This is a genomic window from Clavibacter sp. GW821-FHT01D01, assembly GCF_059422605.1.
Map to the genome: position 1 here is coordinate 56050 of NZ_JBWKXC010000008.1, position 21743 is coordinate 77792.

The window sequence follows — 21743 nt, forward strand, 5'->3', positions numbered from 1 at the left end:
CCGGATCCCGACCACCGGTAGGCTCGTCGGGTGAATCCCCCCATCCCCGGGCGGGCGACCCTGTCGCCGGCCCGCGTCCGCGTCGCCCTGCTCGCCCTCGCGATGGGCGGGTTCGCCATCGGCACGACGGAGTTCGTCGCCATGGGGCTCCTGCCGCAGCTCGCGGCCGACCTCCTGCCCGAGGTGGCGGCCCGCTCGACGGAGGCCGCCAACGCGCAGGCGGGCACGCTCATCAGCGCCTACGCCCTCGGCGTGGTCGTGGGCGCCCCCACCATCGCCGCGGCGTCGGCGCGCGCGCCGCGTCGGAAGCTGCTGCTCTGGCTGCTCCTCGCGTTCACGCTCGGCACGGTCCTCAGCGCCGTCCTCCCGAGCTTCGGCCTCGTCGTCCTCGCGCGCTTCGTGGCGGGCCTCCCGCACGGCGCCTACTTCGGGATCGCCTCGCTCGTGGCCGCGCAGCTCATGGGGGAGGGCAAGCGCGCCCGCGGCGTCGCCTTCGTGCTCGCCGGGCTCACCATCGCCAACGTGATCGGCGTGCCGATCGTCACGTGGATCGGGCAGAACGCGGGCTGGCGCGTCGCCTACCTCGTGGTCGCCGCGATATTCGCGGCCACCTTCGTCGCCGTCCTCCTCGCCGTGCCCGACCAGGCGGGGAACCCCGAGGCGACGCTCCGGAGGGAGCTCCGCGCCTTCACGCGACTGCAGGTGTGGCTCGCCCTCCTGATCGGCGCGATCGGGTTCGGCGGCTTCTTCGCCGTCTACACGTTCGTGGCGCCGATGGTGACGGAGGTGACGGGGCTGCCCGAGTGGTCCGTGCCGCTGGCGCTCGTGGTGGTCGGCCTCGGCATGACGGCGGGCAACCTCGTGGGCGGCTGGTGGGCGGACCGCGACGTGCGCGTCGCGCTCCTGTCGCTGTTCGGCCTGCTCATCGTCTCGCTCGTGGGACTCGCGCTCACCGCGGCCCATCCCGTGGGGCTGTTCGCCTTCCTCTTCCTCATCGGGGGGGCGGCCGCCGCGCTGTCGCCCGGGATCCAGATCCGCCTCATGGACGTGGCGCACGACTCGCAGTCCATCGCCGCCGCGCTCAACCACTCCGCCCTCAACACGGGCAACGCGCTCGGCGCGGCGCTCGGCGGCGTCACCGTCGCGGCGGGCCTCGGCTACACGTCGCCCGCGATCGTGGGCGTGGGGCTCAGCGTGGCGGGCCTCCTGATCGCCCTCGCGGCGTTCGGCCTCGACCGGCGCCGCCGCGGGGCACGACGTCCGGTGGACGGCCCGCGGCCGACCACTCAACCGATCGCGCTGGGCGGCTGAGGCGCCGGCACCCGCGCCTCCGACGGCGCAGGCTCAGGCGCGGGCCGTGCGCGGCTACTCGCCCTGGAGGAGGATGCCGTCCTGGATCGCGCGCTTGCGCAGCGCCACCTTGGTGCCCACGTCGAAGCCCGCGACGCGGTACTTCTCGCGGATCCGCTTGAGGTACGACTTCGCCGTCTCCTCGGAGATGCCGAGGCTGTAGGCCACCGACTTCACGGGCTCGCCGCCGCCGTACAGGGCCATGACGCGGCGCTCCTGCGCGCTGAGCTTCGGCACGCCGCCGACGTCGGTGCTGTTGATGGCGAGGTCGAGCTCGGCCGAGATGTACGACTGGCCGTCGGCCGCGAGCCGGATGGCGTCGACGATCATGCTCGCGTCCTCGCTCTTCACGAGGTAGCCGAGCGCGCCGGAGGCGAGCGCCTCACGCACGACGTTGGGCTCGGAGTACGTGCTCATCAGCACGGTCTTCACGCCCGTGGTCTTCAGCGTCGAGATCTTCAGCGAGATGGGCAGGTTGTCCTTGAGGTCGAGGTCGAGGAGCACGACGTCGACCGGGAAGCGCGGGTGCGTCAGGAGCTCCGGCCAGGTGGACACGGCGGCGACCATCTCGATGTCGGACGCGGCGTTGCGGATCCACTCGGTGAGGGCTCCGAGCAGCATCCGGTGGTCGTCCACGATGGCGAGGGTGATCGGTCGGTTCTCAGCTGACACGTGCTCTCCGGTTCTCATGAGGGCCCTCACCGGTCGGCGGGGTTGTCCACTACGCAGTCGATCGTGATGAGGAGGCTCGTCCCGCGGGTGCTCTCCGCGTGCGTGCCGACCTTGTCGATAGCATCCCACGTCGAGGGATCCAGTCGGGTCCGGGGCAGCCCCGTCGTCGTGATGACGATCGGCACGATCGCCCGGCGCAGCGGCGTCGGCGTCGCCCCGGCGGCCCGACCGCGCAGGGGGCCGAGCGCGAGCTGCACGGCCACGCCGGGCACGCCGGCGCGCCGCTCGGTGGACGTCAGCAGCAGCCAGACCGCCGAGAGGAGGCCGTCGCGCTGGCGGCGGTCCAGGAGGCCGGCGAGCGCGTTCGGGTCGCTCAGGGTGACGTCCGGCCCGAGGAACTCGGACTCCGTGATGGCGTGGTGCAGCCAGGTCTCGCGGCGGCCCTCGATGAGGTGCAGCCGGAGCTCGGTCGCCAGCGACGCCGCGGTGGAGGCGGCGAGCGGCGACAGGGGGAGGGGCTCGCGCCCGTTGGCGACGTCGTCGAGGAGCTGCTCGGCGGCGAGGTCGAGGCGCGCCAGCTCCTCGCTGGCGAGCATGCCCACGGCGTAGCGCGGGGCGGAGACGGTGCTCTGCACGAGGACGCGGTCGAGCTCCATCTCGGTCACGCGGCGGAACCCGCGGACGACGGCGACCCCGAACGCGGCGGGCACCACGGCGCGCGCGATGGCGGAGATCTCGGGCGCCAGGTCGGCGGGTCCCACCGGGTCGGAGACGAGGAACACGACGAGGAGCACCGCGCCCAGGGCGACGTCGACCGCCAGCACCTCCCGGGCGGGCCGGTAGGTGACGGTCGTGAGCAGGGCCGCCCCGGCGGCGATGCCCGCCGTGGCGTGCTGCATGACGTCGCCCAAGGGCCAGACCGCCACGAGGTCGAGCGCGACCACGACGCCGAGCCCCACGACGAAGACCGCCATCAGGGGACCCGGCATGCGGTCGCGGAGCGCGCGGACCGCGATGACCGAGGCCGCGAGGAGGGCGACGAGGAGGATCCACGCGGTCGCGGTCAGGCCGGGCGACGGCAGCAGGCGGTAGTCGAGCGCGAAGCGGACGAGGCCGTAGCCCATGGCGATCGCGCAGACGACCGCGGACCCCGCGCCGAGGTAGCCGAGGCCGATGGAGGTCGGCTGCGCGGGGGTGCCCGCGGGCAGGCGCACGCGCCGGCTTGTGCGCGGCGGGGCGTCGGGCGCGCGGCGGCTCACTTGGGCACCTCGAGGACGACCGTGGTGCCGGATCCCGGGGAGGAGAACAGGCGCGCGTTGCCGCCCACGTCCGCGAGGCGCGCGACGACGGACTCCTTGAAGCCGAGCTTGGCCTGGTCGACGTGCGCGAGGTCGAACCCGACGCCCGCATCGGTCACCATGGCGCGCACCGTGGTGTCGTCGTCGGTGATGGTGACGTGCGCCTCGGTCACGCCCGCGTGCCGGCGCACGTTCTCCAGGCACTCCGCGAGCGAGAGGAGGAACGCGTCGAGGATGTCGCTCGGGAGCAGCACCTGCCCGGTGCCGTGCCAGCTCACCTCGAGCCCCATCCGGCCGAAGCGCTGCTTGACCGACTCCAGCGTGTTGCCGAGGACCGACTGCTCGACGGGCTCGAGCGTGTAGCCGCCCGACGCCTGGGGCGTGGGGTTGGCGCCGAGGCGCAGCTGGCGGAGGAGGCGGGCGTCGTCGGCCGCCTGCTGGCGCATCGCCTGCGCTGTGACGCCGACGCCGGAGTGCGCGAGGAGCGTGAGCGTCGCGAGGACCGTGTCGTGGAGGAGCCTCGCCCCCTGCCGTCGCTGGGCCTCGAGCTCGCTGGCCATGCGCTCGGCGCGGTGCGCCCGCCCGATGTCGGTGATGCGCCGGCCGACCCGTCGGACGGCCACGCTCAGCCAGTAGCCGAGGATGGCCGCGAGGAGCCAGCCGAAGACGTGCACGAGCACCACGTAGGGGAAGGCCTCCGTCGACCACGCCGTGCCGACCGCGACCGCGCTCGTGAGCACGAAGGCGGCCGCGACGATGCGGAGGCGTCCGGGCCGGATGGTCTCGAGGAGCGCGAGCGATCCGACGGCGCCCGCGGACAGGTGGGTGAGGGCCGTGAGGGACGAGGCCGAGCGCCCGCCGAGCTGCGCCACGACCATCGCGGCGAGGCCGGCGACGAGGACGACCAGCATCCAGCGCGCGCGGGCATCCGTGCCGATGCGCCACTGCGCGACGGCGAGGACGATCAGGAGGGCGGTGCTGCCCGCCGCCGCGGGGGGCGGGATCTCGCCCGGGAGCAGGATGCAGAGCGCGGCCACCGCGGTGAAGCTCAGGCCGTAGACGCGGGCGGTCCGCTGCAGCAGGCGCTCGCGCTCGCGCTTCATGCGATCCATCGGGTCCCCGCTCGCAGTGCGCCGACGCCGGTGGCGTGCGCTCGGTGTGCCTCCGATCCTATGGGGGAGCGGGAAGCGCGTGGCACGTCGAGGCGGAAGCCGTGCCGATCGTGCGCATGTCCTAGGATCGCCGCCCGGAGGGGCCGCGTCCGACTACTCCGGCGCGATCCAGCCGTGGCGGATCGCGTGGCGGCGCAGCAGCAGCTTCGTGCCGAGGTCCGTCCCCGCGTGCAGGTACTTCCGGCGCCCCCGCTTGATGTACGACTTCACCGTCTCCTCGGTGGTGCTCATGGCCTCGGCCACGTCGCGGATCGACCGCCCGCCCGCGTAGAGCACGAGCGCGCGCTGCTCCTGCTGCCCCAGCCGCGGGTCCTCCTCGGCCTGGAAGTCCTGCATCGCCTGCTGCACGAGCGCGCTCTGCCGCGGCGTGCCGTCGGCGGCCGCGTGGATGCTCGCGATCAGCTCCTCCGAGGACTCCGCCTTCGGCACCACGGCGGACGCCCCGGCGCGCATCGCGCCGTGGATGGTCGACGGGTCGGCGTGCGTGCTGAGGAGCACCGAGGTGAGGCCGGCGCCCGTCAGGGTCCGGATCTTCTGCGCCACCGGCACGTCGTCGCGGAGGGCGAGGTCGAGGACGACGACGTCGAACGCGTCGGGGAAGCGCTCGTCGCGGACGAGGCCGCTCCAGGTGGGCGACGTCGCCACGACCTCGACGCCCGTGCGCGGGCGCGACAGCCGGGCGCTCAGCCCGTCGAGCAGGAGGACGTGGTCGTCGACGAGCGCCACGCGGACCCGCTGGCCCTGCCCCGTCGCCTGCAGCGGACGTCGGCTCATCGGTGCTCCCCTCGTACGCCGACGCCCGGGGGCGGCGGCGTGCTCCCAGGGGAAGCATAGGAACGCATGATGCGGCGGGGCGATGCCGCGCGCCCAACTCACCCCCGTACTGGGGCGCCGGTGCGCCCGGCGCCGCTACGCGTCGTGGTCGAGCAGGCGGGCGAGCTCGCGGCCCACCGCCTCGTTCTCGATGAGGAAGCCGTCGTGCCCGTAGTCGGAGGAGATGACCACGACCTCGCCGCCGTCGATGGACCCGGGCACGGCCCGCGCGATGAGGCGCTGGTCCGCGACGGGGAAGAGCCGGTCGCTGTCGATGCCGACCACGAGCGTGGCGGCGCGCACCCTGCCGAGCGCCGCCTCCACCCCGCCCCGGTCGCGTCCCACGTCGTGGGAGCTCATCGAGTCGATGAGGCGGATGTAGCTGGTGGCGTCGAAGCGCCGGGTGAACTTGTTGCCGTGGAAGTCGAGGTACGACTCCACCGCGTACCGGCCCTCGTCGCCCATGGGGCTGATCCCGCTCTGCCAGGACCGGGCGAAGCGCTGGTTCAGCTCGTCGGGGCTGCGGTAGTTGAGCAGCGCCATGCGGCGCGCCAGGGCGAGGCCGCGGTGCGGGCCGTCGCCGTCGGCCGCGTCGTGGTAGTCGCCGTCGCGGTAGGCGGGATCCATGCGGATGGCCTCCGCCTGCACGGAGTTGAGCGCGATCTGGTCGGCGCTCGAGATGGCGGGAGCCGCCAGGATCGCGAGGCGGCGCATGCGGTCCGCGTGGCCGACGCCCCACTCGAGCGCCTGCATGCCGCCCATGGAGCCGCCCACGACCGCGGCCCACACGTCGATGCCCAGCGCGTCGGCGAGGGCTGCCTGCACGCGGACCTGGTCGCGGATGGTGATGTACGGGAAGCGGGCCGCCCACTCGGCGCCGTCCGGGGCCAGGGAGGCGGGGCCCGTGGTGCCCTGGCAGCCGCCGAGCATGTTGGGCGCGACCACGAACCAGCGGTCCGTGTCGATCGCGAGCCCCGGGCCGACGATCCCGGACCACCAGCCGCCGGTGGGCTGCCCTGGTCCGGCAGGACCGCGCAGATGGCTGTCCCCGGTGAGCGCGTGCAGCACGAGGACGGCGTTGCGGCCGTCCGGCGCGCGCTCGCCGAAGGTCTCGTAGGCCACGCGCACCGACGGGATGCGCCCGCCCGCCTCGAGGTCGATCCCGCCCACCGACGCGAAGAGGCGGTCGGCGACGGGATCGCCCTCGCGCCAGGCCCCGGAGGCCGGCGGGCGGCCGATCAGGGAGCGGATCTGCGCGTCCGTCACGAGGCTCGACGGGACGGTGTCCTCGGGTGTCTGCCAGTCCATCCCGATCAGTGAACCATCCGCGACGGGCGCGCGCCCGAGTGTTACGCCCCGACCGGGCCGGCGCCCTGGAGCGACGAGTCGATCGCCGCGTCCTTGACCGCGCGGGCGGCGCGCAGCCCGGCGGCGAGGTCGTCGAGGATGTCGTCGATGCTCTCCAGGCCCACGGACAGGCGCACGAGGCCCGGGGTGACCCCGGCGGTGAGCTGCTGCTCGGGCGTCAGCTGCGAGTGCGTGGTGGAGGCCGGGTGGATCACGAGGCTGCGGACGTCGCCGATGTTCGCCAGGTGGCTGAACAGCTGCAGCGAGTCGACGAGGGCGCGCCCGGCGTCGACGCCGCCCTTCAGCTCGAAGGACAGCACGGCGCCGACGCCGCGCGGCGCGTAGCGGTTGGCGGCGGCGTACCAGGGGCTCGTGGGGAGCCCCGAGTAGTAGACGGTGGCGATGTCCTCGTGGGCGTCGAGCCACTCGGCGACGGCCTGCGCGTTCTGCACGTGCCGCTCGATCCGCAGGCTCAGCGTCTCGATGCCCTGGATCAGCTGCCAGGCGCTCGCCGGGGCGATGGAGGCGCCGAGGTCGCGGAGGAGCTGCACGCGGGCCTTGATTATGTACGCGATCCCGTCGCCGAGCGCCTCGGTGTAGGTGACCCCGTGGTACGAGGCGTCGGGCGTGGTGAGGCCGGGGAAGCGCTCCGCGTGCTCGGACCACGGGAAGCGGCCGCCGTCGACGACGAGCCCGCCGATCACGGTGCCGTGCCCGCCGAGGAACTTGGTCGCCGAGTGCACGACGATGTCCGCGCCGTGCTCGAAGGGCCGGATGAGGTACGGCGTGGCGATGGTGTTGTCGACGATGAGGGGTACGCCGGCGGCATGCGCCCGGTCCGCGACGCTGCGGATGTCGAGGATGTTGATGCGCGGGTTGCCGATGGTCTCCGCGAAGAAGAGCTTCGTGTTCGGGCGCACGGCCCGCGCCCATGCCTCGGGGTCGTCCTGGTCCTCGACGAACGTCGTCTCGATGCCGAGCTTCGCGAGCGTGTACTTGAACAGGTTGTAGGTGCCGCCGTAGATGGAGGAGCTGGAGACGATGTGGTCGCCGGCCTGCGCGATGTTGAGCACCGCGAAGGTCGAGGCCGACTGCCCCGACGCCACGAGGAGCGCCGCCGACCCGCCCTCGAGAGCGGCCACGCGCTCCTCCACGACGGCCTGCGTGGGGTTCTGGATGCGGGTGTAGATGTTGCCGAACTCGGCTAGCGCGAAGAGGTCCTGCGCGTGCGCGGAGTCCTTGAACACGTACGAGGTCGTCTGGTAGATCGGCGTCGCGCGCGCGTTCGTGACGGGATCCGGGGCGGCCCCCGCGTGGATCTGCTGCGTCTCGAAGCGCCAGCCCGCTGCCCGGTCCTCGTCGTGGTCGCTCATGGTGGTGCCTTCCCTCATGCGTCGGTGTCGCCCGTGCGAGCGCACCTCGACAGTAGGAACACGGCCCGCGGGCGGTCAACGCGACCCGTCGCGCGGCGTAACCCGCCGGCGCCCGCGTTCCCTACGCTGGGGTCATGTCCAGCAGCAAGAGGGTCGTCGTCACGGGTGCGAGCTCGGGGATCGGCGCCGCCACCGTCCGCCTGTTCCGGAGCCGGGGGTGGGACGTCGTCGGCGTCGCCCGCCGCGAGGACCGCCTGCGGGCGCTCGCCGAGGAGACCGGGGCCGCGTACGCCGTCGCCGACCTCACCGTGCAGGCCGACGTGGACGCGCTCCGCGACCACCTCCGGGAGACCGGGGGCGTCCACGCGCTCGTCAACAACGCCGGCGGCGCCGTCGGCACCGACACGGTCGAGGGCGGGTCCGCCGCGGACTGGGCGTGGATGTACGAGATCAACGTGCTCGCGGTCCAGCGCGTGACCAGCGCGCTCCTGCCGCTGCTGCGCGCGGGCGTGCCCGAGGGCGGCAGCGCCGACGTGGTGACCGTCAGCTCGATCGCCGCGCACGTCCCCTACGAGGGCGGGGGCGGCTACAACGCCGCGAAGGCCGCCGTGCACGCGATGCTGGGCGTCCTCCGCCTCGAGCTGGCGGGGGAGCCCATCCGCGTGATCGAGATCGCGCCGGGCCAGGTGCGCACGGAGGAGTTCTCGCTGGTGCGCTTCGGAGGGGACCGGGCGCGGGCGGACGCGGTCTACGACGGCGTCCCGGGCCCGCTCACGGCGGAGGACGTGGCCGAGGCGATCGTGCACGCGGTGGAGCTGCCGCCGCACGTGAACGTGGACCTGCTCACCCTGAAGCCCGTGGCCCAGGCCGCGCCGCACAAGCTGGTGCGGGAGCCGCTCGCGGTCCGCGCGGACCTCACCGACCGGGGCTGATCCCGAGCCGAGCGCCGCGCTCCGGCGACCGGCACGCGGCGATGATCGATCGTCGACCGGCGTGCTGCCTCAGGCGCCGGGCAGCGGGGTGTCGGCGGGGACCTCGGGCAGGGGTCCGGTGAGGAAGCCCTGCACCACGGGCCCGTGCAGCGCGACCACGGTCGCGCGGGGCATGCTCGCGATGGGCTCCATGCGCCAGATGTAGCGGGTGATGGCGATGCCGCCGAGGGCCGCGCCGACGAGCGAGTTGCGGATGCCGGCCTCCTCGGCGGGCATCGACTCGGGCAGCGCGCTCATCCAGTGCTGGGGCGCCGCCTCCGCGAACCGCTTGTAGGCGCCGCTGTCGTGATCCGACGACACGGTGACCCAGCGCATGATGGTGGACCCCACCGGGTGCTCCCACGTGTGGAGGGCCGCGTCCACGAGGGCCGCGCCGCGCTCCTCGACGGGCAGCTCGCGCAGGCGGAGGTAGGGGGCGAGCAGGTCCTCCGAGGGGCGGAGCGCCTCCTCCAGGAGGGCCTCGAGCGACCCGAAGTAGTAGCGGACGAGGCTCGGGTCCACCCCGGCGGCGGCGGCGATGCGCCGGGCGCTCACGCGGTCGGCGCCGGACTCGATGAACAGCATGCGGGCCGCCTCGATGATGCTCAGGCGGGCGTCGCCCGTGGTGCGGGGTCCGCGACGGCGGGGTCCCGCGTCGTCCCCTCCGTGGTCGGGTGCATCGAGCTCGTTCGCCAGTACGGCCATGGGGCGTCCCTCTCGTGTGGTGAGGGACCAACGTAATGCGGGGCCGCCGAGCGGATGCCCCGGATGGGGGAATTGTGAACAACCCGTCGGCCGACCTGTAGTTTCGACGAGGCATGTCCGTGCCGCTCCCGTGCTGCAGAAAGCCTCCGCGTGCCCCAGCTGCCCCTCCCGTTCGAGATCGTCTCGCTGTCGATCCTCGTGGTCATCCTCGTCGCCGACCTGCTGATCGTGTACCGGCGCCCGCACGTCCCCTCCACGAAGGAGTCCGGCCTGTGGGTCGCCTTCTACGTGGGGCTCGCGCTGGTCTTCGCCGTCATCATGCTCTTCGTCGGCGGCACGGAGCACGCCGGCCAGTTCCTCGCCGGGTGGCTCACGGAGTACAGCCTCAGCATCGACAACCTGTTCGTCTTCGTGATCATCATGAGCAGGTTCAGCGTGCCCCGGAAGTACCAGCAGGAGGTGCTCATGGTGGGCATCATCATCGCGCTGGTGCTGCGCGGGATCTTCATCCTCCTGGGCGCGGAGCTCATCGAGAGCTACAGCTGGATCTTCTACATCTTCGGCGCGTTCCTCCTCTACACGGCCGTCAAGCAGGCGGTGGGCGACGAGGACGAGGACAGCGAGGACTCGCTGTTCATCAGGTTCCTGCGTCGGCGCCTCAAGATCGCGCCGGACTTCGACGGCTCGAAGGTGCGCACCGTCATCGACGGCCGCAAGGTGCTGACGCCCATGGTCATCGTGTTCGTGTCGATCGGCACCACAGACCTGATCTTCGCCCTCGACTCGATCCCGGCCATCTTCGGCATCACGGAGTCGCCGTTCATCGTCTTCACCGCGAACATCTTCGCCCTGATGGGCCTCCGCCAGCTCTACTTCCTGCTGGGCGGGCTGCTCGACCGGCTGGTGTACCTCAAGTACGGCATCGCCTTCATCCTCTTCTTCATCGGCGTGAAGCTCGTGCTGCACGCCATGCACGAGAACACGCTGCCGTTCGTCAACGGCGGCGAGGGCATCGAGTGGGCGCCCGAGATCCCGACGCTCGTGAGCCTCGTGGTGATCCTCGCGTCCATGGCGGTCGCGACCGTGGCGAGCCTCGTCAAGATGCGCGCGGACGGGATCCCCGTCGCCCCGGCCGACGGCAGCGAGGCGGCCGTCGAGCGCGACGACGACCGGGCCGAGCGGTGACCGAGGCGCGCACCATCGCGCTCGGCGGGCGCCGGATCCACGTGACCTGGGCCGCCCGCACGGACGTGGGCAGCGTGCGCGCCGTGAACGAGGACGGGCTCCTCGCGGATCCGCCCGTGTGGCTCGTGGCCGACGGCATGGGGGGTCACGCGTTCGGCGACCGCGCCAGCGCCACCCTCGTGGAGACCTTCGGCGGGCTGTCGGGGGACGCGCCCGTGACGCGCGACCTCATCGTGGAGGCCGTCGACGCCTCCAACGACGCCATCGGCGACCTCATCACGGGGGACGACCCGCCCGGCACCGTGGCGGGCACCACGCTCGCCGGGGTCGCGCTGGTGCGCTCGGAGGACGACGAGGCGCTCTGGATGGTCTTCAACGTCGGCGACTCGCGCGTCTACGCGTGGTCGCGCGGGCGCCTCGAGCAGGTGACGATCGACCACTCGGCCGTCCAGGAGCTCGTCGACCGCGGCCGCATGACCCGAGCCGAGGCCGAGCGCAGCCCCGTGCGGAACCTCATCACGCGCGCGGTGGGATCGCACGACGAGGTCGCCGCGGACGAGTGGCTGCTGCCGGTCACGGAGCACCAGGTGTTCCTCATCTGCTCCGACGGCCTGACCAAGGAGCTCGACGACCGCTCGATCGCGGCCGTGCTCCAGCTGGCGCGCGAGGACGGCGGCGGAGTCGACCGCGCGGCGGACGCGCTCGTCGCCCAGGCGCTCGCGTCCGGCGGTCGCGACAACGTCACCGTCGTCGTCATCGAGGCGCACGCCGAGGCCCGGGAGGACCAGCCGACCGCGACCGGGTCCGCGGGCGCGCCGTCGCCCGAGGAATAGCGCGGAGCGCCCGGCGTTAGACTCCCATGATGCGCGAGGGCACCCTCGCGCCCCTGCCATGAGGAGAGCCGCGTGCAGCCTGCGAAGACCCTGGCCGAGAAGGTGTGGGCCGACCACCTGGTCGCCGAGGGGGAGGACGGTACCCCCGACCTCCTCTACATCGACCTCCACCTCGTCCACGAGGTCACCAGCCCGCAGGCCTTCGACGGCCTCCGGCTAGCCGGCCGCCCCGTGCGCCGACCGGACCTCACCATCGCGACCGAGGACCACAACACGCCGACCATCGGCATCGACCGGCCCATCGCCGACCTGACCAGCCGCACGCAGATCCAGACGCTCCGGAGGAACGCCGAGGAGTTCGGGATCCGGCTGCACTCGCTCGGCGACATCGAGCAGGGCATCGTCCACGTCGTGGGCCCGCAGCTGGGCCTCACGATGCCGGGCATCACCGTCGTCTGCGGCGACTCGCACACCTCCACGCACGGCGCGTTCGGCGCGATGGCGTTCGGGATCGGCACGAGCGAGGTCGAACACGTCATGGCCACGCAGACCCTGCCGCTGCAGCCGTTCAAGACCATGGCGGTCACCGTCGAGGGCACGTTGCGCCCCGGCGTGACGGCCAAGGACATCATCCTCGCGGTCATCGCGCAGATCGGCACGGGCGGCGGGCAGGGCTACGTGCTCGAGTACCGCGGCAGCGCCATCCGCTCCCTCTCCATGGAGGGCCGCATGACGATCTGCAACATGTCGATCGAGGCGGGCGCGCGCGCCGGCATGGTCGCGCCCGACCAGACCACCTACGACTACCTCCGCGGCCGGCCGCACGCCCCGACGGGCGCCGACTGGGACGAGGCCGTCGCCTACTGGGAGACCCTCGCCACCGACGACGACGCGGTCTTCGACGCCGAGGTCCTCCTCGACGCCGACGCGCTGGAGCCCTTCGTGACCTGGGGCACCAACCCCGGCCAGGGCGTCTCGCTGAGCGAGCCCGTGCCGGACCCCGCCGCCATCGCCGACCCGAACGAGCGTGCCGCCGCGACGCGCGCCCTCGCCTACATGGACCTCGCCCCGGGCACCCCCATGAAGGAGATCGCGGTCGACACCGTGTTCATCGGCTCGTGCACCAACAGCCGGGTCGAGGACCTGCGGGCCGCCGCGGAGATCGTCCGCGGCCGCACCAAGGCCGAGGGCGTCCGCGTCATGGTCGTCCCCGGCAGCGCGCGCGTGCGGCTCGAGGCCGAGGCCGAGGGCATCGACAAGGTCTTCACCGACTTCGGCGCCGAGTGGCGCTTCGCCGGCTGCTCCATGTGCCTCGGGATGAACCCCGACCAGCTCGCTCCCGGAGAGCGCTGCGCCTCCACCAGCAACCGCAACTTCGAGGGCCGCCAGGGCAAGGGCGGGCGCACGCACCTCGTGTCGCCGCTCGTCGCCGCGGCCACCGCGATCCGCGGCACGCTCTCGAGCCCGTGGGACCTGCAGGAGGACGGCGTCGTCGACGCCGAGTCGATCCGCCAGGCCACCGCCGTCGGACAGGGGGCCTGAGCATGGAGAAGGTCAGCATCGTCACCGGCACGGCCGTGCCGCTGAAGCGGTCGAACGTCGACACCGACCAGATCATCCCCGCGCAGTTCCTGAAGCGCGTCACGAAGACCGGGTTCGAGGACGCGCTGTTCCACCAGTGGCGCCAGGACCCCGCCTTCTTCATCAACCAGCCGGTCTACGAGGGCGCCACCGTCCTCGTCGCCGGTCCGGACTTCGGCACCGGCTCCTCGCGCGAGCACGCCGTGTGGGCGCTGCGCGACTACGGCTTCCGGGCCGTGCTCAGCCCGAGGTTCGGCGACATCTTCCGGGGCAACTCGGGGAAGCAGGGCCTCCTCACGGGACTCGTGAGCGAGGACGACGTCGAGAGGCTGTGGGCCGCGATGGACGCGGAGCCCGGGCTCGACCTCACCGTCGATCTCGTCGAGCGGGTCGCCACGGCGCCCGGCCTGACGGTCCCGTTCGAGATCGACGAATACACTCGGTGGCGGCTCCTCGAGGGGCTCGACGACATCGCCCTCACCCTCCGGGACGAGGACGCCATCACCACCTTCGAATCACGACGGGCCTCATGGCGCCCGCGCACCTTGCCGGCCCGGCCGGCAGCTCTGGAGAACTGAATGAACTCACTAGTCAGCGACGCCAAGAAGGCGGGGGAGCGGGTGGGCCTCCTGTCCGACTCCATCGTGATCAACGGCGGCATCCCGCTGCGCGGCCGCATCGAGGTCCGCGGGGCGAAGAACCTGGCCACCAAGGCCATGGTCGCCTCGCTGCTGGGCGAGACGCCCAGCCTCCTGCGCTCGGTCCCCGACATCAGCGACGTCCGCGTCGTCTCCGGGCTCCTCGAGGTCCACGGCGTCACCCTCCGCAAGGGCGAGCAGGAGGGCGACCTCATCCTCGACCCGAAGGACGTCGAGAGCGCCCACATGGCCGACATCGACGCCCACGCGGGCAGCTCCCGCATCCCGATCCTCTTCTGCGGGCCGCTGCTGCACCGCCTCGGCGAGGCCTTCATCCCCGACCTCGGAGGCTGCCGCATCGGCGACCGCCCCATCGACTTCCACCTCGACGCGCTCCGGGCCTTCGGCGCCGTCGTGGAGAAGCTCCCGAGCGGCATCCGGCTCACCGCGCCGGACGGGCTAACGGGCGCGAACGTCGAGCTGCCCTACCCGAGCGTCGGCGCGACCGAGCAGGTGCTCCTCACGGGCGTCCGCGCGAAGGGCGTCACCGAGCTGAAGAACGCGGCCATCGAGCCCGAGATCATGGACCTGATCGCGATCCTCCAGAAGATGGGCGCGATCATCTCCGTCGAGCCGAACCGCGTCATCCTCATCGAGGGCGTCGACCGGCTCGAGGGCTACACGCACCGGGCGCTCTTCGACCGCAACGAGGCCGCGAGCTGGGCCTCCGCCGCGCTGGCGACCGGCGGCGACATCTTCGTCGGCGGCGTCCGCCAGGCCGAGATGATGACGTTCCTCAACGTGTTCCGGAAGGTCGGCGGCGCGTTCGACATCGAGGAGGACGGCATCCGGTTCTACCACCCGGGCGGCGACCTCAAGCCCGTGGTCATCGAGACCGACGTGCACCCCGGCTTCATGACCGACTGGCAGCAGCCCCTCGTCGTGGCCCTCACGCAGGCGCCCGGCGTCTCGATCATCCACGAGACGGTGTACGAGAACCGCTTCGGCTTCACGGACGCGCTCAACGAGATGGGCGCGGACATCGTGGTGCACAAGGAGGGCCTCGAGGGCCACGAGCGCCGCGTGGCGCGTCGCGACTTCGAGCAGGCCGCCGTCATCACGGGGCCGACGCACCTGCACGGCGCCGACATCACGGTGCCCGACCTGCGCGGCGGGTTCAGCCACCTCATCGCCGCGCTCACGGCCGAGGGCCGTTCCACGGTCAGCAACGTCGGGATCATCTCCCGCGGCTACGAGGACTTCATCGGGAAGCTGCGCCAGCTCGGCGCCGACTTCTCCTACGAGGGATAGCACCACCGGGCGGCGCCCGCGCCGCCCACGCCGCCCGGGCGCGTCCCCCGGACGCGCCCGGCATGCCGCCTGGGCGGATCAGGCGGACGACGAGGACGACGACCGGCACGGGACTGGAGACGCCATGGCGAACGAGAAGGCCCGACCGTCGATCTTCTGGGTGCTGGCCGCCCTCGTGCTGCCGGTGCTGAACCTGGCGGTGCGGTTCGAGATCCGGAACCCCGAGCGGCTCCCGCGCACCGGCTCCTACGTGCTCGCGCCGAACCACTACAGCGAGATCGACCCCGTAGTCATGGGCGCGGTCGCGTGGAAGCTCGGCCGCCTGCCCCGCTTCCTCGCCAAGGCCTCGCTCTTCGACGTGCCCGTCGTCGGCTGGTTCCTCCGCCGCTCCGGGCAGATCCCCGTGCAGCGCGACGGCGGGGTCCGCGGCGGCCAGGCCATCTCCCAGGCCACCGAGCTGGCGCGCGACGGCCGCATCGTCGTCGTCTACCCCGAGGGCACCCTCACGCGGGACCCCGACCTCTGGCCCATGCGCGGAAAGACCGGTGCCGTGCGCCTCGCGCTGCAGTCCGGCATCCCGGTGATCCCCGCCGCGCACTGGGGCACGCAGCAGCTGATGGGCCGCTACTCGAAGCGCGTGCGCCTGTTCCCGCGGAGCACGATCCACGTCGTCATCGGCGAGCCCGTCGACCTCGCGCGCTTCCGCGACCGGAGCCTCGACTCCGCCACCCTGACCGAGGCGACCGCCGTCGTCATGGCCGCCATCACGGAGCTCGTGGAGGAGCTGCGCGGCGAGACCGCCCCCACCGAGCGCTGGGACCCCCGCTCGAGGAACCAGAAGGAGACCGGCCGATTTGAGTGACGCGACCGCGAGCCCCGCGACCGACCCCCGCACCGACCCGGGTGCCGACGCCCTCGAGGAGCGGCGCCGCATCGTCGTCCTCGGCGCCGGCAGCTGGGGGACCACCTTCGCCAAGGTGATGGCCGACGGCGGCAGCGACGTGCTCATGTGGGCCCGCCGGCCCGAGCTCGCCCGCGAGATCACGGAGGCCAAGCGCAACAGCGACTACCTGCCGGGGATCAACCTGCCGCAGCGCCTCACCGCCGACCCGTCGCTGGAGCGCGTGCTCGCGGGGGCGACGGACGTGTTCGTCTCGGTGCCGAGCCAGACGCTCCGGGCGAACCTCGAGGCGGCGCGGGACCTGATCCCGTCCGACGCCGTGGTCGTCAGCCTGATGAAGGGCGTGGAGAAGGGCACCGGGCTCCGGATGAGCGAGGTGATCGCGGAGGTCCTGGGCATCGGCCCCGAGCGCATCGCCGTCGCATCGGGCCCGAACCTCGCGCTCGAGATCGCCCGCGAGCAGCCGACCGCCGTCGTGGTGTCGTCCGCCGAGCAGGCCACCGCCGAGCGCGTGGCGAAGATCGCCCGCAGCACCTACTTCCGGTCGTTCGTGAACACGGACGTGATCGGCACCGAGTTCGGCGGGGTGCTGAAGAACCTCATCGCCGTCGCGGTCGGCATCGTCGACGGCGTCGGGTACGGCGAGAACACGAAGGCCTCGATCATCACGCGCGGCCTCGCCGAGATGACGGCGTTCTCCGTCGCGTACGGCGCCCGGGCGGAGACGCTCGCGGGCCTGGCGGGTCTCGGAGACCTCATCGCCACGTGCGAGTCGTCGCTGTCCCGCAACAACACCGCGGGGAGACTCCTCGGCCAGGGCTACAGCTTCACCGACGTGGTCAAGAGCATGCAGCAGACCGCGGAGGGCCTGTCCTCCGTGGCGCCCGTCCTCGAGCTCGCCCGCCAGCGGGGCGTCCTCATGCCCATCGTCGAGCAGGTCCAGCAGGTGCTCGCGGGCACCCTCTCGCCGCGCGACATCGCGCCGCACCTGACCACCGACGACGACACTCCGCAGGGGGAATGACCATGACCGCACGCACTCGCGTCGTCCTCCTCTTCGGCGGGACCTCCAGCGAGCACTCCATCAGCTGCGCCACCGCCAGCGGCGTGCTCGGCGCCATCGACCGCGACCGCTTCGAGGTCATCCCCGTCGGCATCACCCGCGGCGGGGCCTTCACGCTGCAGGCGGACGACGCGCGCGCCTTCGCGCTCGACGCCGAGGCGCTGCCGGAGGTCGTCGACGACGGCTCGCGCGTGCGCTGGCCGGACGACGCCTCGAGCCGCGAGCTGCGCGTGCGGGACGCGGACGGCGGCGAGCGGTCGCTCGGCCCCGTCGACCTCGTCCTCCCCATCCTCCACGGCACGCAGGGCGAGGACGGCACCGTCCAGGGCCTCCTCGAGCTCACGGGCCTGCCCTACGTGGGCTCGGGCGTGCTCGCCTCGGCCCTCGGCATGGACAAGCACTTCGCGAAGACCGTGCTCCGCGCGGCCGGCATCGACGTGGCGCCGTGGATCACGGTGTCCCGCCACGAGTGGGCCGCCGATCCCGACGGGGTCCGCGAGCGCGCTGCCGGGCTGGGGCTCCCCGCCTTCGTGAAGCCCGCGCGGGCGGGGTCCAGCGTGGGCGTCAGCCGCGTCGCGGCGCCCGCCGACCTCGACGCCGCCCTCGCCGTCGCGTTCCGCGAGGACGACCGCGTGCTCGTCGAGACGGGACTCGTCGGCCGCGAGGTGGAGTGCGCGATCCTCGACGAGGGCCCGGGGCGGGAGCCGAGTGCGTCCGTGGCGGGCGAGATCGTCGTCTCCGGCCGCGACTTCTACGACTTCGACGCGAAGTACCTCGGCGCCGACGGCATCGACCTCGTGTGCCCCGCGGACGTCACTGCGGAGGAGCTCGCCCGCATGCAGGAGCTCTCCGTCCGGGCCTTCCGGGCCGTGGACGGCCGGGGGCTCGCGCGCGTGGACTTCTTCCTCACCGCCGACGGGTTCGTGCTCAACGAGATCAACACGATGCCCGGCTTCACGCCCATCTCGATGTTCCCGGCCTGCTGGGAGGCGTCCGGGCTCGCGTACCCGGACCTCATCTCGCGGCTGATCGACGTGGCCCTCGCCTACGAGGCGGATCGCCCCTCCCGCTGACGGTCGGTTCCCTCACCTGAGGAGCCTAGGCTCGGGGCATGCTCGTAGGACGATCCATCGCCCGACCCCGCCTCCACCCCGACGCCCGACCCGGCACGCCGGCGCGCCGCGGGACCGGGGCCCTGGGCGGCGGGTCGGCCGGGCACGGGGCGCCGGACGGCGCGGACGTCGCGCTGCGCGGCCCCGGGGCGACGGCGCGGCCCACGGTGTCGGTCGTGATCCCCGTGCGCGACGACGCCGGCCACCTGCGCGCGTGCCTGCAGGCCCTCGCCGGGCAGACGGTGGCGCCGGACGAGGTCGTCGTGGTCGACAACGCGTCACGCGACGACAGCGCCCTCGTCGCCCGGCAGGCCGGTGCGCGCGTCGTGCACGAGCCGGTCGTCGGGATCCCCGCGGCCGCGAGCACCGGGTACGACGCCGCGCGCTACGAGGTCATCGCGCGCCTCGACGCGGACTGCGTGCCGCCCGCCGACTGGATCGAACGGCTCGGCGACGTCCTCGCGGCCCGACCCGACGTCGCCGCCGTGACGGGGGCGGCGCGGTTCCTCGACGGCCCGCGGGCCCTGCGCGGCGTCGCTGCGGTCGCCTACCTCGGCGCCTACTTCGGGTCGGTGACGCTCGCGCTCGGGCACCCGCCGCTGTTCGGGTCGAACTTCGCCCTCCGCCGGGACGCCTGGCACCAGGTGCGCACCGAGGTGCACCGCGAGGGCACCCACCTCCACGACGACATCGACCTCTCCGTGCACCTCGGGCCCGAGCGCCGCATCGTGCTCGACCCGCACCTGCGCATGGGCATCAGCATGCGTCCGCTGACGCGCCCGTCGACGCTGCCGCTGCGGATGAGCCGCGGCATGACGTCGCTGACGCTTCACTGGCCGCACGAGCTGCCGTGGCTGCGCTGGGGTCGCACGGGACGGCGCGTGCTCGCCGAGCGCCGGCTCGGCCGCACCGCCGGGGCCGTCCCGGCGGGCCGCGGTCCGGCGGCGACGGGACCGGTGCCGGTCAGCCCTCCGGCGGCGGCGCGTCTCCCAGGTCCTGCGCGCTGACGCAGCGCGCCTCCTGGGGGATGACGGCCACGACGCCGCTGAGGTCGGTGAGCGCCGTGTAGCTGGCCTGCGTGGAGTCGATGACGACCTCCACTGCGGGGGTGCGGCCGTAGGTCGTGTACCGGATGTCGGGGGAGCGGGAGTCGTCCTCCACCCAGTCGACGTCGTCGTAGCTGATGCACGCGTCGGTGGTCGGGCCGGGCGTCGCGACGCCGCAGCGGAGGATGACGGTGCTCTGCGGGTCGCCCCACGCCGCCGTGCCCTGCGCGTCCGTCTCGCGCAGCGGCGCGGTGCCGAGCTGCGCGGGCAGGTGCACGACCACGTCGGCGCACAGCGGGTCGGTCGCGGCCGGGGCGGCCTCGAGCGAGACCGTCGGGGAGCACCCGGCGAGGAGGAGGGCGGCGCCGCACGCGGCGGCTGCGGCGGCGGTGCGCAGGGCGCGGGCGGGGCGGCGGGGAGACATCCCGATCAGGCTAGCGTGGCTGTCGTGACGACTCCTGGGACTCCCTCGACCGCGCATCCGAGCGACGCCGGGCCGGACGGAGGGGGCACGGACACGGCGACCCTCGGGAGCGCCGGCGAGCTGGCGACGCTCGCCCGCATCGTCGCCCGCCTGCCCGCCGCGGACGCCGCGGACATCGGCCCCGGCGACGACTGCGCGGTCGTGCGCGCCCCGGACGGCCGGTTCGTGATCACCACGGACATGATGATCGAGGGACCCGACTTCCGCCGCGCGTGGTCGACGCCGCACGACCTCGGCCGCCGTGCCGCCACCTCGAACCTGGCGGACGTCGCGGCGATGGGCGCGCGCCCCACGGCCCTCCTCGTCGCGATCGCGGCGCCCGCCCGGACGCGCGTCGCCGACCTGGAGGCCCTCGCCGACGGCCTGCGCGAGGGCTGCCTCCTCCAGGCCCCGGGCTGCGGCGTCGTGGGCGGCGACCTGTCCGTCTCGGACGCGCTCGTCATCACCGTCACGGCGACCGGCGACCTCGAGGGGCGCGAGCCCGTCCTCCGCGGGGGCGCACGCCCGGGCGACGTGATCGCGGTGGCCGGGACCCTGGGCATGGCCGCCGCGGGCGTGCAGCTGCTCTTCGACGAGGCCCGGAGCGCGGGTCCCGACGGCGAGCCCGTCCCCGACGCGCGGCTCGCCCGGGAGCTGCGCGCCGCGCACCCGGACGCCGTCGAGGCGCAGCTGGCCCCCGTCGCGCCGCTGGCCGCCGGATCGGCCGCCGCGCGCGCCGGGGCCACGGCCATGCTCGACGTCTCCGACGGGCTGCTGCTCGACCTCGCCCGGATGGCGCGGGCGAGCGCCGTGGGCATCGACCTCCGGACCGCGGACCTCGCGGACGACGTGCGCCGGGTCGCGGCGGCGCACCCGTCCCTGCCGCCGCGGGCCCTCGACCTCGTGCTGACCGGCGGCGAGGACCACGCGCTCGTCGCCGCGTTCCCGGTCGGGACGGCGCTCCCGGGGCCCTTCCGGCCGATCGGGGTCGTCGCGGAGGCCGGCGGGACCGGACCCGCCGTGACCGTGGACGGACGCCCCTACGCCGGCCCGCGGACGCCGCTCGGCGGCTGGGACCCCTACGCCGACTGGGACGGCGCGCGCTAGGAGACGCCGTCCTCCGGGTCGTCCTCCGCGTCGGCCACGGCCCACCACACCACGGTGTCGCCGTACGCCCTCCGGCGGTCGAGGCGCAGTCCCGCGGGCCACGACGGCTCCGCGGAGCGCGAGCTCCGCTCCACCATCACCACCGCGCCGTCGACGAGGCGCGGGACGAGGGCGGCCAGCTCCTCGGCGATCTCGGCGTCGCCGACCTCGTACGGCGGGTCGAGGAACGCCACGTCGTAGGAGCCGCGGTCGCCCGCGAGGAACGCGTGGACGCTCTGGGCCGCCACGCGGATGCGGGGCGCGGACCCGGTCGGCGCGGCCCGCTCGATGAGGAGGGCGTTGGACCGGCACACGGCCGCCGCGGGCACCGCGCGCTCCACGAGGACCACGTCGACCGCGCCCCGGCTGGCGGCCTCGAGCCCGAGCGCGCCGGATCCGGCGTAGAGGTCGAGCACGCGCGCGCCGTCGAGCGCGTCCCGGGCCTCGAGCCCGGAGAACAGCGCCTCGCGCACCCGGTCGCTCGTGGGGCGCGTGCCCGTGCGCGGGACGCGGAGCACGAGGGAGCCGGCGTACCCGGCGACGATGCGGGTCACGACGCCGCTCGCCGGGAGATCGGGAAGGCGGCGTTCGGAGCGGGGTGCACGGGCGACGATGCTACCCGCCCTGTCCGCGGCCGGCGCCTCCCCGGACGCGCCCGGGTCGCTGACGTATGCTCCAGGGACGCCCACGACGCTGGAGGATCTGCGTGACGAGCCCCGAGTCCGAGTCCGTTCCCCTGCACGCCGGATCGGGCCCCCACCCC

General features: G+C 73.7%; 21 protein-coding genes. 12 read left to right on the forward strand and 9 right to left on the reverse strand.

Features of this window, described 5'->3' with window-relative positions:
• The first annotated feature begins 30 nt into the window (after nucleotides 1-30).
• On the forward strand, nucleotides 31-1311 hold the full coding sequence (locus AC07VC_RS11625; protein ID WP_494675622.1) for an MFS transporter: 1281 nt from the start codon (nucleotides 31-33) through the stop codon (nucleotides 1309-1311).
• Between the two features lie 54 nt (nucleotides 1312-1365).
• On the opposite strand, the gene AC07VC_RS11630 is transcribed toward AC07VC_RS11625, so the two are convergent.
• The 6 genes from AC07VC_RS11630 to AC07VC_RS11655 all read right to left on the reverse strand — a co-directional run bounded on the left by AC07VC_RS11630 (nucleotide 1366) and on the right by AC07VC_RS11655 (nucleotide 8025).
• Complete coding sequence (locus AC07VC_RS11630; RefSeq protein WP_094115604.1) at nucleotides 1366-2022, reverse strand: response regulator transcription factor; 657 nt, start codon at nucleotides 2020-2022, stop codon at nucleotides 1366-1368.
• 26 nt (nucleotides 2023-2048) lie between these two features.
• Nucleotides 2049-3281 (reverse strand): hypothetical protein, encoded by a 1233-nt coding sequence (locus AC07VC_RS11635; RefSeq protein WP_494724465.1) that lies wholly within the window; start codon nucleotides 3279-3281, stop codon nucleotides 2049-2051.
• On the reverse strand, nucleotides 3278-4432 hold the full coding sequence (locus tag AC07VC_RS11640; RefSeq protein WP_494675624.1) for a sensor histidine kinase: 1155 nt from the start codon (nucleotides 4430-4432) through the stop codon (nucleotides 3278-3280). Before AC07VC_RS11640 ends, AC07VC_RS11635 begins: the two co-directional genes overlap by 4 nt.
• Before the next feature lie 153 nt (nucleotides 4433-4585).
• Complete coding sequence (locus AC07VC_RS11645; RefSeq protein ID WP_317229003.1) at nucleotides 4586-5266, reverse strand: response regulator transcription factor; 681 nt, start codon at nucleotides 5264-5266, stop codon at nucleotides 4586-4588.
• Nucleotides 5267-5401: 135 nt separating this feature from the next.
• On the reverse strand, nucleotides 5402-6613 hold the full coding sequence (metX, locus tag AC07VC_RS11650) for a homoserine O-acetyltransferase MetX (RefSeq protein WP_494675625.1): 1212 nt from the start codon (nucleotides 6611-6613) through the stop codon (nucleotides 5402-5404).
• Nucleotides 6614-6654: 41 nt separating this feature from the next.
• Nucleotides 6655-8025, reverse strand: a complete 1371-nt coding sequence (locus AC07VC_RS11655; RefSeq protein ID WP_317229005.1) for a bifunctional o-acetylhomoserine/o-acetylserine sulfhydrylase — start codon at nucleotides 8023-8025, stop codon at nucleotides 6655-6657.
• 134 nt (nucleotides 8026-8159) lie between these two features.
• Between AC07VC_RS11655 and AC07VC_RS11660 the strand changes: the two genes are divergently transcribed.
• Nucleotides 8160-8957 carry an SDR family NAD(P)-dependent oxidoreductase gene (locus AC07VC_RS11660; RefSeq protein WP_494675626.1) on the forward strand — a complete coding sequence of 266 codons (798 nt, stop codon included), beginning with the start codon at nucleotides 8160-8162 and terminating at the stop codon, nucleotides 8955-8957.
• A 69-nt stretch (nucleotides 8958-9026) separates the two neighbouring features.
• Here the strand turns inward: AC07VC_RS11660 and AC07VC_RS11665 are convergent, their stop codons facing one another.
• Nucleotides 9027-9701, reverse strand: a complete 675-nt coding sequence (locus AC07VC_RS11665; protein WP_494675627.1) for a TetR/AcrR family transcriptional regulator — start codon at nucleotides 9699-9701, stop codon at nucleotides 9027-9029.
• Nucleotides 9702-9851: 150 nt separating this feature from the next.
• Between AC07VC_RS11665 and AC07VC_RS11670 the strand changes: the two genes are divergently transcribed.
• The 9 genes from AC07VC_RS11670 to AC07VC_RS11710 all read left to right on the forward strand — a co-directional run bounded on the left by AC07VC_RS11670 (nucleotide 9852) and on the right by AC07VC_RS11710 (nucleotide 19332).
• Entirely contained in the window at nucleotides 9852-10886 is a 1035-nt protein-coding gene (locus tag AC07VC_RS11670; RefSeq protein WP_317229008.1) for a TerC family protein, read from the forward strand.
• Entirely contained in the window at nucleotides 10883-11719 is an 837-nt protein-coding gene (locus tag AC07VC_RS11675) for a PP2C family protein-serine/threonine phosphatase (protein WP_494675628.1), read from the forward strand. Before AC07VC_RS11670 ends, AC07VC_RS11675 begins: the two co-directional genes overlap by 4 nt.
• A 72-nt stretch (nucleotides 11720-11791) precedes the next feature.
• The gene (leuC, locus tag AC07VC_RS11680; protein ID WP_494675629.1) at nucleotides 11792-13261 is read left to right on the forward strand and encodes a 3-isopropylmalate dehydratase large subunit; all 1470 of its coding nucleotides are present in this window, start codon (nucleotides 11792-11794) and stop codon (nucleotides 13259-13261) included.
• A 2-nt stretch (nucleotides 13262-13263) separates the two neighbouring features.
• Nucleotides 13264-13878 carry a 3-isopropylmalate dehydratase small subunit gene (gene leuD, locus AC07VC_RS11685; RefSeq protein WP_094115612.1) on the forward strand — a complete coding sequence of 205 codons (615 nt, stop codon included), beginning with the start codon at nucleotides 13264-13266 and terminating at the stop codon, nucleotides 13876-13878.
• Nucleotides 13879-15249, forward strand: coding sequence for a UDP-N-acetylglucosamine 1-carboxyvinyltransferase (murA, locus tag AC07VC_RS11690; RefSeq protein WP_104289076.1), 1371 nt, complete (start codon nucleotides 13879-13881; stop codon nucleotides 15247-15249). It abuts the gene before it with no gap.
• A gap of 124 nt (nucleotides 15250-15373) precedes the next feature.
• Entirely contained in the window at nucleotides 15374-16111 is a 738-nt protein-coding gene (locus AC07VC_RS11695) for a lysophospholipid acyltransferase family protein (RefSeq protein ID WP_494675630.1), read from the forward strand.
• On the forward strand, nucleotides 16104-17174 hold the full coding sequence (locus AC07VC_RS11700) for an NAD(P)H-dependent glycerol-3-phosphate dehydrogenase (protein WP_494675631.1): 1071 nt from the start codon (nucleotides 16104-16106) through the stop codon (nucleotides 17172-17174). The genes AC07VC_RS11695 and AC07VC_RS11700 overlap by 8 nt, the downstream gene beginning before the upstream one ends.
• A 2-nt stretch (nucleotides 17175-17176) precedes the next feature.
• Nucleotides 17177-18286: a D-alanine--D-alanine ligase family protein gene (locus tag AC07VC_RS11705; protein ID WP_494675632.1), complete on the forward strand. Its 1110-nt coding sequence runs from the start codon at nucleotides 17177-17179 to the stop codon at nucleotides 18284-18286.
• A gap of 38 nt (nucleotides 18287-18324) precedes the next feature.
• Nucleotides 18325-19332 (forward strand): glycosyltransferase family 2 protein, encoded by a 1008-nt coding sequence (locus AC07VC_RS11710; protein WP_494675633.1) that lies wholly within the window; start codon nucleotides 18325-18327, stop codon nucleotides 19330-19332.
• Here the strand turns inward: AC07VC_RS11710 and AC07VC_RS11715 are convergent.
• On the reverse strand, nucleotides 19289-19795 hold the full coding sequence (locus AC07VC_RS11715; RefSeq protein ID WP_094115615.1) for a DUF3515 domain-containing protein: 507 nt from the start codon (nucleotides 19793-19795) through the stop codon (nucleotides 19289-19291). The genes AC07VC_RS11710 and AC07VC_RS11715 overlap by 44 nt on opposite strands.
• Before the next feature lie 24 nt (nucleotides 19796-19819).
• Between AC07VC_RS11715 and AC07VC_RS11720 the strand changes: the two genes are divergently transcribed.
• Nucleotides 19820-20941: a thiamine-phosphate kinase gene (locus AC07VC_RS11720; protein WP_494675634.1), complete on the forward strand. Its 1122-nt coding sequence runs from the start codon at nucleotides 19820-19822 to the stop codon at nucleotides 20939-20941.
• Here AC07VC_RS11720 and rsmD read toward each other — a convergent pair.
• Nucleotides 20938-21534, reverse strand: a complete 597-nt coding sequence (gene rsmD, locus AC07VC_RS11725) for a 16S rRNA (guanine(966)-N(2))-methyltransferase RsmD (protein ID WP_494675635.1) — start codon at nucleotides 21532-21534, stop codon at nucleotides 20938-20940. The genes AC07VC_RS11720 and rsmD overlap by 4 nt on opposite strands.
• Between the last annotated feature and the right edge of the window lie 209 nt (nucleotides 21535-21743).

Coding starts and splice junctions, on each gene's coding strand:
- AC07VC_RS11710 (WP_494675633.1), top strand. CDS start 18,325: ATGCTCGTAGGACGATCCATCGCCCGACCCCGCCTCCACCCCGACGCC.
- leuD (WP_094115612.1), top strand. CDS start 13,264: ATGGAGAAGGTCAGCATCGTCACCGGCACGGCCGTGCCGCTGAAGCGG.
- AC07VC_RS11695 (WP_494675630.1), top strand. CDS start 15,374: ATGGCGAACGAGAAGGCCCGACCGTCGATCTTCTGGGTGCTGGCCGCC.
- AC07VC_RS11645 (WP_317229003.1), bottom strand. CDS start 5,266: ATGAGCCGACGTCCGCTGCAGGCGACGGGGCAGGGCCAGCGGGTCCGC.
- AC07VC_RS11655 (WP_317229005.1), bottom strand. CDS start 8,025: ATGAGCGACCACGACGAGGACCGGGCAGCGGGCTGGCGCTTCGAGACG.
- metX (WP_494675625.1), bottom strand. CDS start 6,613: ATGGACTGGCAGACACCCGAGGACACCGTCCCGTCGAGCCTCGTGACG.
- AC07VC_RS11665 (WP_494675627.1), bottom strand. CDS start 9,701: ATGGCCGTACTGGCGAACGAGCTCGATGCACCCGACCACGGAGGGGAC.
- AC07VC_RS11715 (WP_094115615.1), bottom strand. CDS start 19,795: ATGTCTCCCCGCCGCCCCGCCCGCGCCCTGCGCACCGCCGCCGCAGCC.
- AC07VC_RS11705 (WP_494675632.1), top strand. CDS start 17,177: ATGACCGCACGCACTCGCGTCGTCCTCCTCTTCGGCGGGACCTCCAGC.
- AC07VC_RS11640 (WP_494675624.1), bottom strand. CDS start 4,432: ATGGATCGCATGAAGCGCGAGCGCGAGCGCCTGCTGCAGCGGACCGCC.
- AC07VC_RS11660 (WP_494675626.1), top strand. CDS start 8,160: ATGTCCAGCAGCAAGAGGGTCGTCGTCACGGGTGCGAGCTCGGGGATC.
- murA (WP_104289076.1), top strand. CDS start 13,879: ATGAACTCACTAGTCAGCGACGCCAAGAAGGCGGGGGAGCGGGTGGGC.